13 protein-coding genes are annotated in these 15286 nt (G+C 74.0%); 8 read left to right on the forward strand and 5 right to left on the reverse strand.

The window, feature by feature from the left end:
- The first annotated feature begins 248 nt into the window (after positions 1 to 248).
- Entirely contained in the window at positions 249 to 1085 is an 837-nt protein-coding gene (locus tag ACFQ6N_RS08170) for a hypothetical protein (protein WP_380647727.1), read from the forward strand.
- A gap of 104 nt (positions 1086 to 1189) precedes the next feature.
- Here ACFQ6N_RS08170 and ACFQ6N_RS08175 read toward each other — a convergent pair whose 3' ends face one another.
- Positions 1190 to 1690 carry a YbaK/EbsC family protein gene (locus tag ACFQ6N_RS08175; RefSeq protein ID WP_380647728.1) on the reverse strand — a complete coding sequence of 167 codons (501 nt, stop codon included), beginning with the start codon at positions 1688 to 1690 and terminating at the stop codon, positions 1190 to 1192.
- A 189-nt stretch (positions 1691 to 1879) separates the two neighbouring features.
- Positions 1880 to 3679 (reverse strand): 2-isopropylmalate synthase, encoded by a 1800-nt coding sequence (locus ACFQ6N_RS08180; RefSeq protein WP_380647729.1) that lies wholly within the window; start codon positions 3677 to 3679, stop codon positions 1880 to 1882.
- A 180-nt stretch (positions 3680 to 3859) separates the two neighbouring features.
- Here ACFQ6N_RS08180 and ACFQ6N_RS08185 point away from each other — a divergent pair, with 180 nt between their 5' ends.
- From ACFQ6N_RS08185 to ACFQ6N_RS08210, 6 genes are all read left to right on the forward strand, one after another.
- A complete protein-coding gene (locus ACFQ6N_RS08185; protein ID WP_380647730.1) occupies positions 3860 to 4543 on the forward strand; it encodes a FadR/GntR family transcriptional regulator in 684 nt (227 codons plus the stop codon).
- Positions 4544 to 5009: 466 nt separating this feature from the next.
- On the forward strand, positions 5010 to 8258 hold the full coding sequence (locus ACFQ6N_RS08190) for a nitrate- and nitrite sensing domain-containing protein (protein ID WP_380647731.1): 3249 nt from the start codon (positions 5010 to 5012) through the stop codon (positions 8256 to 8258).
- A complete protein-coding gene (locus ACFQ6N_RS08195; protein WP_380647732.1) occupies positions 8255 to 8710 on the forward strand; it encodes a roadblock/LC7 domain-containing protein in 456 nt (151 codons plus the stop codon). The genes ACFQ6N_RS08190 and ACFQ6N_RS08195 overlap by 4 nt, the downstream gene beginning before the upstream one ends.
- Before the next feature lie 5 nt (positions 8711 to 8715).
- On the forward strand, positions 8716 to 9207 hold the full coding sequence (locus tag ACFQ6N_RS08200; protein WP_380647733.1) for a DUF742 domain-containing protein: 492 nt from the start codon (positions 8716 to 8718) through the stop codon (positions 9205 to 9207).
- A gap of 2 nt (positions 9208 to 9209) precedes the next feature.
- Entirely contained in the window at positions 9210 to 9806 is a 597-nt protein-coding gene (locus ACFQ6N_RS08205) for an ATP/GTP-binding protein (protein ID WP_380647734.1), read from the forward strand.
- A 161-nt stretch (positions 9807 to 9967) separates the two neighbouring features.
- On the forward strand, positions 9968 to 11101 hold the full coding sequence (locus ACFQ6N_RS08210) for an FAD-dependent monooxygenase (RefSeq protein ID WP_380647735.1): 1134 nt from the start codon (positions 9968 to 9970) through the stop codon (positions 11099 to 11101).
- 108 nt (positions 11102 to 11209) lie between these two features.
- Here ACFQ6N_RS08210 and ACFQ6N_RS08215 read toward each other — a convergent pair whose 3' ends face one another.
- Together ACFQ6N_RS08215 and ACFQ6N_RS08220 are read right to left on the reverse strand one after the other, a co-directional pair.
- Entirely contained in the window at positions 11210 to 11902 is a 693-nt protein-coding gene (locus tag ACFQ6N_RS08215; protein ID WP_380647736.1) for a DUF4328 domain-containing protein, read from the reverse strand.
- A gap of 20 nt (positions 11903 to 11922) precedes the next feature.
- A complete protein-coding gene (locus ACFQ6N_RS08220; RefSeq protein ID WP_380647738.1) occupies positions 11923 to 13143 on the reverse strand; it encodes a transferase in 1221 nt (406 codons plus the stop codon).
- A 177-nt stretch (positions 13144 to 13320) separates the two neighbouring features.
- Between ACFQ6N_RS08220 and ACFQ6N_RS08225 the strand changes: the two genes are divergently transcribed.
- Positions 13321 to 14376, forward strand: coding sequence for an aminotransferase class I/II-fold pyridoxal phosphate-dependent enzyme (locus tag ACFQ6N_RS08225; protein WP_380647740.1), 1056 nt, complete (start codon positions 13321 to 13323; stop codon positions 14374 to 14376).
- On the opposite strand, the gene ACFQ6N_RS08230 is transcribed toward ACFQ6N_RS08225, so the two are convergent.
- Positions 14324 to 15124, reverse strand: a complete 801-nt coding sequence (locus ACFQ6N_RS08230) for a serine hydrolase (RefSeq protein WP_380647742.1) — start codon at positions 15122 to 15124, stop codon at positions 14324 to 14326. The two genes, ACFQ6N_RS08225 and ACFQ6N_RS08230, sit on opposite strands and share 53 nt — an antisense overlap.
- Positions 15125 to 15286: the final 162 nt, after the last annotated feature.

Here is a 15286-nt window from a genome sequence, read left to right on the forward strand (position 1 = left end):
GGGCGAAGGACCTAACGGGAGACTGAACGGGGGCCCGGGCGGGGGAGGTTCGGTGGAGGCCGGGCCGTGGGCCGGGTGAGGGGCCGGGCAGTGGGCCGGGTCTGCGCGCGCGGCTACCGCCCGGCGGCCGTGGGCGCTACCGTCGTCCCGGCCGCGCCGCCTCGCCCGTGCGGGTGACGGCCGCCCACTCCGCGCGCGCCCGTTCCCCTCTCCCGTTTCCCGTTCTCCACCGAGCTCCGAGGGAATCCATGGTCGACACCGTCAGCTCGCTCGCGTCCCGTGTCCACGACCTGCTGGTGGCGAACCTGAGCAGTCCCGCCGTGGCGGCCGTCCCGGGACAGGGCGCCCTCGCCACCCTCGCCCGGGCCCTCATGGGCGCCCCGCAGGGTGTCGACATCACCACGGGCTTCCACGACGTCATCGCGCGGGCCACGGCGCTCGGCCCGGACGCCGCCTGGCTGGTCGCCGCCGGCCACGGCGGCCTCGCCGGCCTGGCGTTCAAGCGCCGCCAGACCGACCAGGCGCTCTTCCACCTCGAAGCCGCCGTGACGGCCGGCTACAACGACTGCGTGTCCCTGCACGCGGAACCCCTGCGGCCGTTCCACGCCGACCCCCGCTTCCGCGCGGCGTACCGGCGGATCCGCATCACCCTGGCCGACCTCGACGAACTCCTGTGGCTGCACCGGGAGGTGCTGATCATGTCCAGGGACGCCACCAGAGCGAGCATCGACAACATCGGCCGCCGTGACACCGGGGTGTCGCTGCTCCCGCAGGCCCCCATGCCGACCCGGGTGCCGAACACCCCGGGCGTCCTGATCGCCCGCCTCGAGCTCGCCGCCGCCCAGACCGTGCTCCAACGGGCCGCCATGAAGTCGGACATGAGCCGCAGCAGCGGCAACATCAGTCTCAGCCTCATCGACGACTCGTGGGACTACGCCGGCGCCCGCCGCGACGCCTGGCGGGCCGACGAGCTGGAGTCGCACCGCCACCGGGCATCCGCCGCACGCGCGTTCGTCGAACGGCCGGGCGTCTCCACCCTGGTGATCCCCTGCCCGCCCCTGGGCACGATCGCCTACCCGGCCTGAGCCCTGCGCCCGGCCTTTGCCGGCTGCCGGCTGCCGTTGTGCAGAACGGTGGGGTGGCGGGGTGGCAGCCACCAGTCGCGTACGACGGGTGGCTGCCACCCGGATCAGTCCGGGGTGACGGCGGAGGGAGTGACGGCGGACGGGGTGCCGGCCGTCACGCGCACCAGTTCCCCGTAGGACATCGGCACCACGGTGTGCGGGTGTCCGGCGGCCGCCCACAGAACCTCGTACCGCTCCAGCGCGGTGTCGACCACCGTGCGCAACGGGGCTGGGTGCCCGGTCGGGGCGACGCCGCCGATGGCCTGGCCGGTGGCCTCGCGGACCTGGGCGGCGGTGGCCCGGGTGATCTCACCCGAGCCCAACTGTGCCGCGAGGTAGGCCGTGTCGACCCGGTGGGCGCCGCTGGTCATCACCAGCAGCGGTTCACCGTCGCACCGGAACACCAGGCTGTTGGCGATGGCCCCGACCTCGCAGCCGAGGGCCGACGCGGCCTCCGCCGCCGTTCGGGCGGAGTCGGGTAGGACGACGATCTCACCGGCGACGCCGGCCGCTGCCAGCGCCTGCGCGACCGCCAGGCTTCGGGTGGGGAGGGAAGAGGACGTCATCGGCCGATCATGCCTCCTCGCTTATGCGTCCCGCTCATGGCGTCCCATGAGAGTTGTTCATGACCTCCCGCATGAGACCGGCTCATGACCGTCGCGCATGAGAGTCGCTCATGACGCCGCCTCCATGAGTCCCGCTCATGACCCTCCTCATGAGTCCGTCTCATGACGTAGCTCCCCCATGAGTCCGGCTCATGACGTCGCCCCATGAGCCCCGCTCATGACCGTCCGCCCGTCGGCAGCCTCACCGGCAGCCGCCCCAGGGGTCCCGGTGGCTCCAGCCCCAACCCCAACCCCAGCCCCGGCCCGTGCCCGACCGGCCGCGCTCAGCACCGCCCGTACGCCCGCCGTGAGGACGGACGTGTCCCGGCCGACGCCCCAGACGACCCGGCCCGCGAGCCGCGCCTCGACGTACGCGACCGCGTCCGGCCCGGAGCCGACCGCGTGCTCGCTGAAGGAGAGGATCTGCGCCCCCACCGCGTCCGCGACCGCGTCCAGCGGCCCGGCGCCGGTCCCCCGCCGGCCGTCGACCTCGGCCCAGTCGTCGCCCACCCGCCAGGCCCATGAGGAAGTCTCATCGAGGTACTCCGCCCGGAACAGCCCGTACAGCTCCTCGCCCGTCACCTCCCGCCCGCTGTCGTCCGTCGCCGCCTGGACGACCCGGGCGAACTCGATCTGCAGCCGCCTCGGCAGCTCCAGTCCTTCCGCGCTCTGCAGCAGGTAGGCGATGCCGCCCTTGCCGGACTGGCTGTTGACCCGGATCACCGCTTCGTAGTCCCGCCCCAGGTCGGCCGGGTCGATCGGCAGGTACGGCACCGCCCAGGGCACCTCCCGCTCCGGGACGCCCAGTTCGGCGGCGGTCGCGCGGTGCCGGGCGAACCCCTTCTTGATGGCGTCCTGGTGGGTGCCGGAGAAGGCGGTGTGCACCAGGTCGCCGGCGTACGGGTGGCGCTCGTGGACGGGCAGCCGGTTGCAGTGTTCGACGGTGCGCCGGATCTCGTCGATGTCGGAGAGGTCGAGCATCGGGTCGACGCCCTGGGCGTGCAGGTTGAGGGCGAGGGTGACCAGGTCGACGTTCCCGGTGCGCTCGCCGTTGCCGAACAGGCAGCCCTCGACCCGCTGTGCGCCGGCCAGGACCGCGAGTTCGGCGCAGGCGACGCCGGTTCCCCGGTCGTTGTGCGGGTGGACGGAGAGGATGACGGACTCCCGGCGTTCCAGGTGCCGGTCCATGTACTCGATCTGGTCGGCGTAGACGTTCGGGGTGGCGATCTCGACGGTGGCCGGCAGGTTGTGGACGACGGGCCGGTCGGGGCTCGCGTCCCACAGCCGGGTCAGGCCGTTGCAGACCTCCAGTGCGTAGTCGGGCTCGGTCAGGTTGAACACCTCGGGGGAGAACTGGAACCGCAGGCCGTCCCGTCCTTCCGCCCGCCGGGCCATCCGCGTGGCGGCCCCGGTGATCAGCGCCCGCAGTTCGGCCCGCTCCTTGCCGAGGACGAGGTCCCGCCACAGCGGCGCGGTCGCGGTGTAGAGGTGGACGACCACCCGCGGCAGGCCCGCGACGGCTTCGAAGGTGCGGTCGATCAGGTCGGCCCGGGCGGCGGTGAAGACGACGACGGTGACGTCCTCGGGGACGGCGCCGGGGGTGGTGGCCAGTTGGCGGACGAAGTCGAAGTCGGTGCGGCTGGCGGAGGGGTAGCCGACTTCGACCTCCTTGAAGCCCATGGCCAGGAAGAGGTCGAACATCCGTTGCTTGCGTGCCGGGTCCATGGGTTCGGCGAGTGCCTGGTTGCCGTCCCGCAGGTCGACGGGCACCCACAGCGGCGCCCGTTCGGTGCGCCGGCCGGGCCAGCGCCGCATCAGGGCGGGGACGTGGACCCGTTCGTGGGCGGGGCGGTAGCGGTGGGACGGCATGGTGCCGCCGCGCTGCGGGTTCCAGACGGGGGCGCCGGCCGGGACGGGTCCGGCGGGGGCGTGCAGGGTCGGGAAGATCATGCGAGTTCCTCATGACGCGTACCGGTGACCGGCAGGACGGCGCCCCGCAGCGGGGTGCCGGTCCGGTCATGCCCCGCTGCGGCCACCAAGAAGAAGGCCTCCCACGGGGAGGATCCACGGCTGCATGCCGGGTAGGGTAACCATGACAGAAGTCCTCAGACAACCTGACAGGTGAATTCGATGATCCCGCTCCGCCCCTCCCCCCTCGCCGAACAGGCCGCCTCGCGGATCGAGGAGCAGATCCGGGCCGGCCTGTGGCCGGTGGGCGGGAAGCTGCCGGGCGAGGTCGCACTGGCCAAGGAGCTGGGGGTCGGCCGCTCGACCGTGCGGGAGGCGCTGCGCACGCTCGCGGCGGCCGGGATGGTGCAGAGCCGCCAGGGCGCCGGGGTGTTCGTCACCGCCGACCGCCCCGCCGGGGACTGGGCCGCCCGCCTGCGCCGGGCCGAGCTGGCACACGTCTACGAAGTGCGCACGATGGTCGAGGTGCAGGCCGCCCGGCTCGCGGCCGAGCGCCGGACGGAGGCCGACCTCGCCGCCCTCGACGCCGCCCTCGCGGCCCGTCGGGCGGCGGGCGGAGCCGATGACGCCGCCTTCGTGGACGCCGACATCGCCCTGCACACGGCCGTCGTGGCGGCTGCCCACAACCCCGTCCTGGACGACCTCTTCGCCCAGTTCGCCCCGGTCCTCCGGGAGCAGCTGGTCGGGCTGGTCGGCTTGTTCGACATCCGCGCGGAGGACCCGAACCAGGGCTACGACTCGCACGCCGCCCTCGTCCGGACGGTCCACGAGGGCGACCCGGAGGCCGCCGGGCTGGTCCTCGCCGCCGAACTGGAGGCCACCCGCTCCCGCCTCCTGGCCGGCTGAGCCCGCGACCGCGCCCCCCGGGGGGCCGCGTGAACGCGAACCGGCCCCCGGTCCGTTGGGCCTGGTGGAGCGACCACCCTCCCAGGGCGGTCGGGCACCACCGACGAAGGCCGCCGCCCCGCGACGACCGCCGGAGGCGGTGGGCCGGACTTCCGACAGGACCGGACTTCCGGCAGGACCGGGCTCCGGCGCGGCCGGAGTCAGGTGCGGCCGGGCTCCGGTGCGGCCCGAGCCCGGCGCGGCGGGCTTCCGGTAGGGCGGTCACACAGTTTTCACACCGCGGCCATCCACCGGCAGCACGGCCCGTTGACACTGTGTCAAGCAAGTCCGGAAAAGCCTGCTCCGCATACGTACAGTCAACGACTGAATGACATTGTGTCCGATACGTGTGCAAGCACCGCCCAGGCAGCGAACGGGCTTTCACTCCAATCACACGGTATGACTAGTATCGCTTCGTCAGAAGCCCGTGCCCCGACGGCCCGCCCCTCACCGGCCGGCCGCCAGCCCCAAGGAGACTGCTCTGCGCGCGCGTGCGAATCGGCGGCCCCCGACGCCGAAGGGCCCCCGCAGGCGTCCACGCCTGTCCCTGCGGACGGCGCTGCTCGTCCTGGCCGTCGTCCCCAGCCTTGCCCTCGTCCTCCTCTGGGCGGTCACCAGTGGCGAGACCGTCTTCGACTTCCAGCGGCAGGCCGCCCAGGGCCTGCTGGCCCAGAAGGCCGGACAGCCCTCGAACATCGTCTACTACAACCTCCAGGAGGAGCGCCGGCTCAGCGCCGAAGCGCTCGCCCGGCCCGGCAGCGGCACCGACCAGCTGCGCCGTCAGCGGCAGCTGACGGACGACGCGGTGCGCCAGTTCCAGGTCCTGTCCGGCGAGACCGCCGACAGCGCCCCGGACGAGGTGCGCACCGCCGTCTCCGAGGCCCGCCAGGCCATGGGAAAGCTGGCCGAACAGCGCGCCGCCGTGGACCGCGGCTCGGTCGACCAGCAGACCGTCTACGCCTACTACACTGACCTGATCGCGGTGGACCTTCGGCTGTTCACCGCGCTCAGCCACGTGGACACCGGCGAGGTCACCTGGATCTCCAAGACCCTGGTCAACGCGTTCTGGGCGAAGGAGATGCTGGCCCGCGAGGACGCGATCCTCGCCCGCGGCTGGCCCACCGGCCGCCTCAGCGCCGCCGACTACCAGGCGGTCCAGCAGGCCGTCGGCGCGCAGGACCACCTGCTCACCGTCCAGGTCGTCCCGTACATCCCGGACGGCGAGGTCGGCGCCTGGCGCGACCTGATGAACAGCCCGGCCTGGCAGGCCAAGGCCGCCGTCGAGCAGCAGCTGACCAGGCCCACCGCCCCCGAGGCCAACGGCACCGTCAAACTGCCGGCCGCCCAGGACCAGTGGCGCCAGGCCCTCGACCAGGTCAACCCGGCGCTGGTCAAGGCGATCGAGACCCGCACCAGCGGCATCGTCGAGGTCGGCAAGGGCACCATCATGGGCCTGCTGACCCGGGTCGTGCTGACCACCGTCATCGGCCTGATCACCGTCATCGCGGTGGCCGTCGCCTCCTGGCGGCTCAGCCGCTCGCTGCGCCGCCGCATCAAGGAGCTGCACACCCAGGCCGAGGAGATGCGCCGCACCCTGCCCGAGGTGGTCGAGCGCCTCGGCCGCGGCGAGCAGGTGGACGTCGAGGCCGAGACCCGCACCATCACCGACGGCCCGAACAGCAACGGCACCGACGAGCTGGCCCGGCTCGGCCAGGCGCTCAACCTGGCCCGCTCCTCCGCCCTGGAGGCGGCCGTCGGGCAGGCCGAGCAGCACCGCGGCTTCGAACGCCTGCTGCAGCGCATCGCGCGCCGCACCCAGCTGCTGATCGGCCGCCAGCTGCGCAAGCTGGACGAGCTGGAGCGCAAGCACGAGGACCCGGAGGTCCTGGAGGGCCTGTTCGACCTCGACCACCTCACCGCGCGCCTGCGCCGCTACGAGGAGAACCTGGTCATCATGGCCGGCGGCCAGCCGCAGCGGCGCTGGCGCAAGCCCGTCCCGCTGCTGGACGTGCTGCGCGCCGCGCAGGGCGAGGTGCAGGACTACCGCCGCATCATGCTCGACGTCGAGGGCCACCCGTGGCTGTCCGAGCGGGCCGTCGGCCCGGTCGCGCACGTGCTCGCCGAGCTGATGGAGAACGCCACCACCTTCTCCAAGCCGCCCACGCCGGTCGAGGTCCGGGCCGCCATGGTCGGCCGCGGGCTCGCGATCGAGATCGAGGACCGCGGCCTCGGCATGGACCCGGCGCAGTACGACGCGGCCAACGAGCTGATGAGCCGTCCGCCGCGCACCGACGTGCTGGCCCGGGCCGACGACATCCGCCTCGGCTTCTACGTGATCGCCCGGCTGGCCTCGCTGCACGGACTGAAGATCGACTTCCGCCCGTCGGCCTTCGGTGGCACCCGGGTGGTCGTGCTCGTCCCGGACGAGCTGGTCATCGACGGCGACGCCGGGCTGCCGGACGGCGCCGCCGACGCGCCCGCCGAACCGATCCCGCTGGTACGGCGCTCGCGCCGGGCCGTGCGCTCGGCCGCCGAGGACGCGCTCGCCCAGCTGCCGCCCGGGCCGCCGGTCGCACCGGTGGAGTCCTTCGGGCAGGGGCACGTCGGGTACGTGCCGCAGGCGGCGCCGGTGCCGCTGCCGGAGCCCCTCCCGCTGCCGGAGGCGCTGCCCGTGCAGCAGGCCCTGCCGGTGCAGGAGCCGCCGTACCGGCCGGACCCGGTCCCGGAGGCCTTCCCGCCGCCGGCGCAGTCGCTGCCTCAGCCGCTACCGCTGCCGCTCCCGGAACGGTCGTTCCCGTCGGCGGAACAGCCGTTCCCGGAACCGCCCCTGCCGTTGCCGGAACGCGCGTTCTCCGATCAGCCGCTGCCGACGCGGGAGCAGCCGTTCGCGCAGCAGCCCGCACCGGAAGGGCCGCTGCCCGTACAGCCGCTGCCGCCCGTGCAGCCGCTCCTCCCGGCCCCCGCCCAGGACGGTTTCACGTCCGCCCAGGAGTCCTTCCCGTCCGCCCAGAACGGCTTCACGCTCGCCCAGGACACCTTCCCGCCCACGCAGGACGCCTTCCCGCCCGCGCATCCGCACCCGGGCCCGGGCACCCCCCGGCCCGAGCAGCCGATCGAGCACAGCTCCCCCGCCGACCCGGCCCCCGCGCAGGACACCCCGGCCTACCCGGACATCGCCTACGCCCGGATCACCGAGGCCGAGGCCCCGTACGCCGACGAGCAGTACCGCCCGGCCGACCACTACCGGCTGGCCGAGCGGCGCCAGACCCGGGAGTACCCCACCTCGGTGCCGTACAGCCCCGCCGAGACCGGGCAGCCCCCGCTGCCGCAGCGGGTGCGGCAGGCCAGCCTGGCCGCCGAGCTGCGGGTCCCGCCGCCGACCCGCCCGCAGTGGGTCGAGCGTCCCGCCGAGGAGGCCGCCGCGCCGGCCGCGGACCCGTTCCAGCAGCCCGCCCCCCGCCCGGTGCGGCGGTCCGGCGCGGCCATCGGCGCCTTCCAGCGCCAGTCCCGCGCCGCCCGGGCGCAGGACAGCGGCGAGTACCGGCTGCCCGGGGCCCCCACCCCGCCGGTTACCCTCCCCGCGCCCGCCGGTCCCCCGGCCCCCGCGCCCGACCCCTCCCCCTGGGCCCTGCCGGCCGCGGACTCCCGAACCACACGAACGGATGACCAGTCATGAACCGCACGATCGCCACCCACCAGGACCTGGACTGGCTGCTGGACGGACTCGTCGACTCGGTGCCCGGAACCAGGAACGCCGTCCTGCTCTCCGACGACGGGCTCGTGGTCAGCCACTCCCGCACCATCGAGCGGGCCGACGCCGAGCGCCTGGCCGCGGTCGCCACCGGGCAGCAGAGCCTGGCCCGCGGTGTCGGGCAGCTCTTCGACGGGGGCCCGGTGCACCAGGTGATCGTCGAGCTCGCCGAGTGCTGGCTGTTCATCATCGCCGCCGCCCAGGGCACCCACCTGGCCGTGGTCGCCTCCCAGGAGGTGGACGCCGAGGTGATGTCCGTCGCGATGCACACCCTGGTGCAGCAGGTCGGCCAGAAGCTCACCACCCCGGCCCGCAGCGAGAACGCGGCGGGCGCCCCCGCCTCGTTCGACGTGTTCGCCGCCCGGAACCGGGGCTGACGCAGGTGGGCCCGTACGGGAACGACGCCTGGGGGGACCCTCGCGACGACGGCCGGGGCGACGGCCCGCGGGCGGGCGCGGTGCCGCACTGGAGCGAGTTGGAGGAGGACGCGGAGGAGGAGACGGGCAGCATGGTCCGCCCGTACACCATCACCCGCGGCCGGACCGCCCCCGAGCGGGACGACCTCACCCTGATCACCGTGCTCACCACCGTCGAGGAGGAGGCCGCGGCCGCCCTGGCGCGGGGCAGCCGCGCCGGTGCCCGCGGCCTCCAGCCCGAGCACCGCATGATCCTCGACCGCTGCCGCCGCCCGGCGGCCGTCGCCGAGGTGTCGGCCGGCCTGGACCTCCCGGTCTCGGTCACCAAGATCCTGCTGGGCGACCTGGTCGCCCAGGGCCTGCTGAAGGCCCGGGCGCCGCTGTCGGTGGCCCGGGCCGCCGGGGGCGTTGACCTCGGCCTGCTCACGGCCGTTCGCGAAGGACTCCGGAGACTCTGAACATGGCAACACCCCACTCCGCCACCGGCTCCCCCACCGCCGCCCCGGCCGCCGTCAAGATCCTCATCGCGGGCGGCTTCGGCGTCGGCAAGACCACCCTGGTCGGCTCCGTCAGCGAGGTCACCCCGCTGCGCACCGAGGAGTACCTGACCCGGGCCAGCGTCGGCGTCGACGACCTGTCCGGCGTCGACCAGAAGGACACCACCACCGTCGCCCTGGACTTCGGCCGGATCACCGTCAGCCCGGAGCTGGTCGTCTACCTGTTCGGCACGCCCGGGCAGGAACGCTTCTGGTTCATGTGGAACGACCTGGTCAACGGCGCGCTCGGCGGGATCGTCATCGCCGACACCCGCCGGCTGGAGACCAGCTTCGCCTCGATCGACTTCTTCGAGAGCCGGGGCATCCCGTTCGTGGTCGCGATCAACTGCTTCCACAACACCAACACCCGTACTCCCGACGAGATCCGGGCCGCGCTCGACCTCGACCCACAGGTCCCGATGCTGCTCGGCGACGTCCGCGAGCGCGCGTTCGGGCGGGACCTGCTGCTCGCCCTGGTCGACCACCTGATGGACCTCGCCGCCGCCACGCCCGTCGGCTGACACCACCCCTCCCCGGCCGGGACGGCCCCGACCCGGCCGCACTCCGACAGGGCCCCGCCCCGACCCGGCCCACACCGATACGGCCCCACACCCGATACGGCCCGGCCCCGACCCGGCCTCACCCGTCCCCGGCCGAACCGCACTTCCCTGGGAGCACCACCATGACCACACCCCTGCGCGTCCTCGTCCACGGCGGCGGCATCGGCGGCCTCACCCTCGCCACCGCCCTCGCCACCCGCAGCCACCGGGTCGACGTCGCCGAGCTGCGCGAGCAGCCGGAGGCGCTCGGCGTCGGCATCATCCAGCCCTCCAACGCCCTGCACGTGATGCGCGAGATCGGCGTCCTGGACGCCTGCCTGGCCGCCGGCTTCGAGTGGGAGGTGCTGACCATCTGCGACCCGGCCGGCGCCACCCTCGCCAAGATCCCGCAGCCGCGGATGGGCGACGCCCCCTCCAACAACGGCATACCGCGCCCCGCCCTGGCCCGTGTCCTCGCGGACGCGGCCGCCGGGGCCGGTGCCACGGTCCGCTTCGGCACCAGCATCGCCTCCGTCGCGGACGACGGCGAGGGCGTGGACGTCACCCTCACCGACGGGCACACCGGCCGCTACGACCTGGTCGTCGGCTTCGACGGCATCGGCTCGCCGCTGCGCCGGCACCTGTACGGCGAGGCGTACGCCCCCGAGTACACCGGCTTCGCCAACTGGCGCGTCACCCTGCCGCGTTCGCCCGAGGTCCAGGGCGTGGTGATGTCCGCGGGCAACCTCGCGGCGAAGGCGCTGCTCACCCCGATCACCGCGGACCTGATGTACCTGGGCTCGGTGTTCGCCGAGGCCGAGGACTTCCGCCCGGACCCGGAGCGCGCCCACGAGCAGCTCCGCGAGCGGCTGGCCGGCTTCGGCGGCCCGATCGCCGAGGCCCTGGCGCAGGTCACCGACCCGGCCGCCGTGGTCTACTCGCGGATCTCCCAGGTCACCGTCGAGGAGCCCTGGCACGTCGGCCGGATCGTCCTGGCGGGCGACGCCGCCCACGCCTCCACCCCGCACCTCGCCCAGGGCGCCGCGATGGCCGTCGAGGACGCCCTCGTACTCGCGCAGAGCCTGGACGCCGCCGACAGCGTCCCGGCCGCCCTCGCCGCCTGGGAGGAGCGCCGCCGCCCGCGCGCCATGTGGGTCCAGGGCCTGTCCCGCGCGGTCCTCAAGCAGGAGACCGGCACCCCGACCACCCCGGAGGAGGACGAGCTCCTCAAGGTCGGCATCCCGGGCGCGGCGCACGTCCTCGTCCGGCCGTACTGACGGCGACGGCACCCGGGCGAACAGCCAGTCGGCCGGCCGACCCGGCAGTCCGCCAGGATGCCGGCAGTCCGTCAGGAAGCCAGGCAGTCCGTCAGCCAGGCGGCAGGCTCAGCGGTGCACTTCGGCGCGCCGCTGGGTCTGCCAGCCGCTGATCCGGCTGACGGTGTAGAGGACCAGCACCCCGGCGAGCACGTCGAACGCCGTGGAGACGGTGGCCAGGTATACGGCGCGCCGCAGATCGTCCTCGGTGAGCGAGTCCTTCATGACCAGGTAGGTGTAGGACCGGCCCACCATGCCCCCGACCACCCACGCCCCCCACCAGACGGCGAGCAGCGGACCGGGCGCCGACCGCCCGGGCGCACTGGCCTTCCAGATGTCCGTCACGATCCGGTACGGGATCCACAGGTTCGCCACCGGGGTGATCCACGCGCCGACCGTCCACCCCCGCGCCCGGCGCTGGCTGCCCGGGCCGCCCAGCGACTCGGCGTTGATCCGCGCCCGCCACAGCCAGGTCAGGAACGCCAGGCCGCCCACGACGAACACGGCCAGGCCCTTCCACGTCGTGAAGAAGCCGGAGAAGTCGTCGGCCGCCTGGATCTCCTCCTCCGTGGCCGTCCCCGCGAGGAAGTGCTCGACCGCGAGGTAGACGCGCCAGTCCGACACGGTGAGCAGCACGTCGTACACCAGCGTCAGCACGATCAGGACCGACGCGGCGACGCCCAGCCCCGACAGGGCCCTGAACTGCTGCCCGCCGGCCCGGTCCGCGCCGGCGGACGTGCGGTCCTGCTGCGAATGGTCCATGTCTCCCCCTGGTTTCGTGTTCACCGGAATCCGGCTGCCTGCAGTGCCCGGTAGCCGAGCCAGCCCGCCAGGGCCAGCCCGACCGCCAGTCCGTAGCCCGTCATGAAGGCGGCCTGCAACGCGAACCGCGACCGCCAGACCATCGCCCGCCGGCGCCGCCCCACGGAGGTCAGCGCGTTGCGCACGGCCCGGGCCACCTCGGCCGTGGGCGTCTCCACCGCCCCGATGGCCGCGTTCGTGCTCCAGCCGCGCCACCCCTTGCGCCTGAGTCCCACCGGGAACGCCCGGGGTGTCCAGTCGTCCTCGAAGACGACCACGGTGGAGATCCAGTGCCCGGTGCCGCCCGGCCCCTCCGACGGCACCGGAGCGGGCAGGTGCTCGTTCAGCCGGGCCAGCAGGTCGGACGGGCCGCCGCCCGGGACGAGCAGGATCAGCTTTCCGGCGGGCTGGGTGGACCGCGCCCGCTCCACCTCCCACCACAGCCCGTCCCCCTGCCCGAGCCGCAGGACGACGGCCTGGGACAGCTCCATCAACCGCAGCACGGTGGGCTGCCAGTCGTCGAGCGGCAGGTAGAACCGCGCCGCGCCCAGGTGCGGCAGCCGTTCCCCCGGCCGTCCCACCGCGATCACCGGGCCGATGGCGCCCAGCGCGGCCGCGAGCTGCTCCTCCCGCGTGTGGAGGTTGATGTCCGCCCCGTCGTCCACCTCGGCGGCGCTCTCGTCGTCACCGAAGCTGCGCAGGTAGAGCACCGGCCGCCGGCCGTCCAGCAGCAGTTCCCGGGCGGCCGGCCGGGCGGCGTACGGGCGGGTGCGGCGCACGATCAACAGGCCTGCCAGCAGGGCCCCCAGACCGACCAGGAGCAGCAGCGACTGCATCTCCAGCGACATCTTGTGGCCGTCCCGCTCCGACGCGTCGACGGCGTAGAACCCGCCGCCGAGCAGCACCAGCCCGAAGCTGTTGACCACCCGGAGCGCCCGCTGCCACGGCCGCCTGGGCGGGACGTACCGGCTGACGACGCGGACCAGTTCGGCGGCCCCCGAGCGACGGCGGCGGCGCAGCCACAGGGCCGGCCCGAGCAGCGCCAGCGCGACCATCCCGGACACCAGCGCCGCCGTCCCGGCCACCCCGGCGTCCCGCCCCGTGCCCGTGCCCGCGCTGATCAGCAGGTGCAGCGCGAGGTACCCGGACGCGACCGCCAGCGCCGTGACCAGCCGCGCGAACCTCCGCAGACGCGAAGACACTTCGACTCACCCCCAGCTCTCCCCCGACAGCGTGAGTGGAATGCCTGGTGCCTTTACCGCATTTGACTGATCGTCATGCACACCGAGACGGTCTTGTGTCCGCGCGGGGCCCGGTGCAGTCTGGCGGCCGTCCCGATCGGCCGACGTCCTGGGGGTACCGTGCCGTCCCTGTTCCGCATGCTCGACCTGCACGAGGCCGTGGAACGCGAACGGCAGCGCCCCGACGGGCGGTTGTTCGTCTCCGACTACAACGGCGGACACCCCTACGTCGCCGACTACCTCGGCCCGCTCGCCCACACCCCGCCCTACCTGCTCGGCGACGTCACCCGGTACTCGGCGATCGACGAGGACCGCGCGCTGCGGGCCGGGATCGCGGCCCTGCACAGCACCTACGACCAGGAGGAGTACGGGCCGGACCGGGTGATCCCGGCGGGCGGCTCCAGCAGCCTGCTCGGCACCTTCTGTACCTGGCTGCACCTGAGCGGCGTGCGGCGCGTCCACTACCTGCCGCCGGTCTACTACAAGTTCGCCTACTTCTTCCGACGGTTCGGCATCGAGCCGGTCCGGGTGAGCGAACTCCACGCCCACCAGCGCGGCTTCGCGCCGGACCTGCCCGACGAGCGGACGGTCCTGCTGCTCACCGACCCGCTCTGGTACGCCGGGCAGCCCGTCCCCGCCGACGTCCTCAAGCGGATCGGCGAGTGGCAGCGGGCCACCGGGTCACTGGTGTTCGTCGACGGGACGTTCCAGTACCTGCGCTGGGACGGCGGCCGGCGCGAGGACAGCGCCGGCCTGCCCGCCGACCTCACCCTGCGCATGGTGTGCCCGACGAAGTACCTGTCCATCCACGGCTACCGCTGCGCCCACCTGCTGGTGCCCGAACGACTGCGCGAACCGCTCGCCGACCTGCACCTCAACCTGCACGGGGACGTCACCGTCGCCGACCGGCTGTTCGCCCACCGGGCCGCCGGCCTGATGCTCGACGGCGAGGGCAACCGGCGGCTGCTCGACCACATCCGGGCCAACCACCGGCGGCTCCTGCACAGCGGGGCGCTCCGGGCCTCGGCACCGGTGGAGACCGGCTACTTCCTGTTCGCCCGCACGGCCGCGCCCGCCGAGCGGCTGCTCGCGCTGGACCAGCGGCACTTCGAACTCGGCGGGCACGAGGGGTTCGTCCGGATCAACCTGCTGAACGAAGCGGCGCTCGAAGGGCTGACGGCCCTCGCCCGCTGATCTCGCTGCGCCGGTCCCAGACCGCCGCCGAGATCCGGGCCAGGAGGGCGGCGGCGGGGTCGGTGCGGTCCGTGCCGTCGGCCAGCGGGCCGGTGTAGCAGACGGCGAGGAGGTAGGGCGGGCAGTCGGCGGGCCGGACCAGTCCCACGCTGAGGCGCACCCCGGGGAACCAGCCGTTCTTGAAGGCGATCCGGGTGTACGGGGGGAGGCCGGCCGCGAGGTCCACCCGGAACTCGTTGCGCTCCAGCAGGTCCAGCAGCTCCGGCTGGTCGGCGAGCGAGCGCAGCAGCCGGACCAGGTCGCGGGCGGTGACCCGGTTGTGGACGCCGGCGGCGCGCGCCGCGTAGTCCTCGATCCCGCGCGGGCTGGAACTGCGGGTGGCACCCGCGCGCCGCCAGACGTCCGCGACCGCCCGGGGCGTGGTGCGGGCCAGGCAGAGGTTGGTGGCGAGGTTGGAGGAGTGGGTGATCATCCGCTCGGCGAGCAGCCGCAGGGGCACGTGGGTGCCCAGGAGCTCCCACGGCAGCGGGTCGCTGTCCCAGTCCGGATCGTTGCCGAAGTCCCCGCCCACCACGGACTCGAAGCGGTTCACCACCGGGACCTCCGCGTCGAGGTTCACCCCGCTCCGGGTCAGCGCGGCGAGCACAGCGACCTTCATCGTGCTCGCGGCGTCATGCAGTTCGTCCGGGTTGCGCACGAACACCGGCTCCGCCTCGCCCGCCCAGGGGGCCACCACCACAGAGAGCATGGAGGAAGAGTAGGGGAGATCGGGCCGGACCTCGGCGACGGCAAGCCCACCGGCTCCCCGAGCCCCGGAGCGGAGTGGGAAGTGGGGCGGGGCGACATCCCCCAACAACCCGCGCCGGGCCCCGCGGCGGGGGGGCAGGGCGACCCGCAAATTAACCAATCC

The sequence above is a fragment of the Kitasatospora sp. NPDC056446 genome (genome assembly GCF_042796115.1).
Classification (GTDB): Bacteria; Actinomycetota; Actinomycetes; order Streptomycetales; family Streptomycetaceae; genus Kitasatospora.

What these genes read in the sequence shown, in the direction of transcription:
- ACFQ6N_RS08225 (WP_380647740.1), top strand. Translation starts at nt 13,321, where the DNA reads ATGCTCGACCTGCACGAGGCCGTGGAACGCGAACGGCAGCGCCCCGAC.
- ACFQ6N_RS08230 (WP_380647742.1), bottom strand. Translation starts at nt 15,124, where the DNA reads ATGCTCTCTGTGGTGGTGGCCCCCTGGGCGGGCGAGGCGGAGCCGGTG.
- ACFQ6N_RS08170 (WP_380647727.1), top strand. Translation starts at nt 249, where the DNA reads ATGGTCGACACCGTCAGCTCGCTCGCGTCCCGTGTCCACGACCTGCTG.
- ACFQ6N_RS08215 (WP_380647736.1), bottom strand. Translation starts at nt 11,902, where the DNA reads ATGGACCATTCGCAGCAGGACCGCACGTCCGCCGGCGCGGACCGGGCC.
- ACFQ6N_RS08210 (WP_380647735.1), top strand. Translation starts at nt 9,968, where the DNA reads ATGACCACACCCCTGCGCGTCCTCGTCCACGGCGGCGGCATCGGCGGC.
- ACFQ6N_RS08175 (WP_380647728.1), bottom strand. Translation starts at nt 1,690, where the DNA reads ATGACGTCCTCTTCCCTCCCCACCCGAAGCCTGGCGGTCGCGCAGGCG.
- ACFQ6N_RS08185 (WP_380647730.1), top strand. Translation starts at nt 3,860, where the DNA reads ATGATCCCGCTCCGCCCCTCCCCCCTCGCCGAACAGGCCGCCTCGCGG.
- ACFQ6N_RS08195 (WP_380647732.1), top strand. Translation starts at nt 8,255, where the DNA reads ATGAACCGCACGATCGCCACCCACCAGGACCTGGACTGGCTGCTGGAC.
- ACFQ6N_RS08180 (WP_380647729.1), bottom strand. Translation starts at nt 3,679, where the DNA reads ATGATCTTCCCGACCCTGCACGCCCCCGCCGGACCCGTCCCGGCCGGC.
- ACFQ6N_RS08205 (WP_380647734.1), top strand. Translation starts at nt 9,210, where the DNA reads ATGGCAACACCCCACTCCGCCACCGGCTCCCCCACCGCCGCCCCGGCC.